The organism is Aliivibrio sp. S3MY1, from assembly GCF_028765575.1.
Classification (GTDB): Bacteria; Pseudomonadota; Gammaproteobacteria; order Enterobacterales; family Vibrionaceae; genus Aliivibrio.
The window spans coordinates 1-2,004 of record NZ_JARACO010000062.1 but is presented as its reverse complement, the minus strand read 5'-3'; the positions used below and the strand labels follow the sequence as shown (position 1 = coordinate 2,004).

Annotated in this window: 2 protein-coding genes; both read right to left on the bottom strand. The window is 42.0% G+C overall.

Annotated features, from left to right (window positions below; genetic code table 11):
• Positions 1-26 precede the first annotated feature (26 nt).
• A complete protein-coding gene (gene tnpC, locus PVK62_RS17170) occupies positions 27-1,550 on the bottom strand; it encodes an IS66 family transposase (protein WP_274445595.1) in 1,524 nt (507 codons plus the stop codon).
• Between the two features lie 85 nt (positions 1,551-1,635).
• Positions 1,636-1,980, bottom strand: coding sequence for an IS66 family insertion sequence element accessory protein TnpB (gene tnpB / locus PVK62_RS17165; RefSeq protein WP_045101017.1), 345 nt, complete (start codon positions 1,978-1,980; stop codon positions 1,636-1,638).
• Between the last annotated feature and the right edge of the window lie 24 nt (positions 1,981-2,004).

Sequence of the window (2,004 nt, the reverse complement as noted above, 5' to 3'; positions counted from 1 at the left end):
TAAGCGCTCAATGAACTAGTGATGCTTTACTCTGCATCACTCATTTCAACGAGCCACGGCATAAGATCCGACATATCATCGGCTGGATCACGTTTAGGTAATTCCGTAAATAGATACTGGAAGTAATAATACGGGTTAATGTCATTGGCGCGGCACGTCATTACCAAGCTATACAAGTTAGCACTCGCCTTCGCACCCTCGACAGACGTCGAGAACATCCAGTTTTTTCTACCTGTGGTAAACGGCCTAATGTCTCTTTCTGTGACATTATTATCGATGCTGATATCACCATCCTCAAGATAGGTGAGTAATTTAGGCCATTGCTTTTGAGTGTAGGCGATAGCTTTACCTAATGCCCCTTTGGGTAAGACATTTTGAACATCAAGCCACTCTTTAAATTCATTCAATATTGGCTCAGCTTCCTGTTTTCTTATCTTCTGCCGTTCATTTGCAGATAATCCCTTTGCCTTTCTTTCTACGCCGTAAAGTTTGGCGATGAAGTTGAGCGCTTTTTCTGGTTTTCCCGCTTTTTTAGAGGGTGACGCTTTTTGTGCATCGGTGAACTTTCTACGAACGTGTGCCATACACGCGGCTTGGGTTACGGCATCTAATGTGTCGTATACGCTATAGCCATCAGAGAGTAAGTATCCTGAGTAACCACCTAAAAAACCTTTTGCACACGTTGCTGCACGGCTTGGGTGATAATCATAGATAACTACAGGGTTTTTAATGAATTCACCACTACGGTAAACCCACATATAAGATTTGGTTTGCGCTTTTCTATCTTCTTCGCGTAACACTTGTACTGTGGTTTCATCTGCGCAGATAAGCTTTTCATTAAGCAGTCTTGATTTCATTTCATCAATGACTGGTTTCACTTTGTTACCCAACTGAACACACCAATTGGCTAATGTCGCACGACTTATATCAATGCCTGAGCGGTTTAATATGTCGACCTGACGATACAATGGCAAGGCATCCACGTATTTAGCAGTCACGACTGCCGCAAAGGCGTCAGCGCTTCCCATACTTTTTGGGATCATGCTAGCGGGCTTTGGTGCGGTGATAATGTTGGATTTGGTTTGTGTTTTTTCGCATTGGCGACAAGCGTATTTAGTGCGTTCGTGGCGAATGACAGTGACCTTTTGAGGAATGATTTTAAGCTCTTCTGAGGTTTCAACCCCACATTCATGCAATGGTTCATCACAACATTCACAATAAGGTGCATTGAGTTCATGCTTGTGTATCTCACGTTCAAGCTCTTTTGGTAGAGGTTTGCGACCTGTTTTTTTCTTCTCATCATTCGATTTAGGGAGCGAGTTTTGCTGTTCAGCCTCATTAAAAGTACCTTTTGGTACTTTTTCACTTTGCGATGAGAAGCGCTTGGATTTATTTAGGTTTAATTGCTCAACCAAGAGTGCAACTTGAGTTTTTAATTCAGCGACTTCTTCTTGCTTGGCAACAAGCAGCTTCTCTTTGGCTTCATTTTGATTATGAAGCTCAAGTAGCATCGCTTTTAGTTGCTCAATATCATTAGGAAGATCGGTCATGCTTTAGCTCAAGGTTGTTTAATTACCCTAAGTGTGACATCGAAAAAGGATCGTTCAAGTCCAATTTGATGATCATTATCAGCGATCACACTTCTAGGTTAAATAACGGCTTATGAGCTTTGGCATGATCTAAAGTCAGTCCAGATAAAAGCCAGTTGAGTTGTTGTCTGCTAATGTGGAGCGCACCATCAATATTGGGGGTTGGCCATTTGAAAGTCCCTTTTTCTAAGCGACGATAATAAAGCCAAAAACCATTGGTATCCCAAAACAAGATCTTGAGTTTATCTCGATTGCGGTTACAAAAAATAAACCAGGCTTCACTGAATGGGTCCATTTCCAGCGTTTCGGCGACAATGAGTGATAAGCCATCAATGGATTTTCTCATGTCGGTGACACCAACGACGAGGTAAACCTTTCCTGACTGTATCATTGCAATGCATCAACCCAATATTTT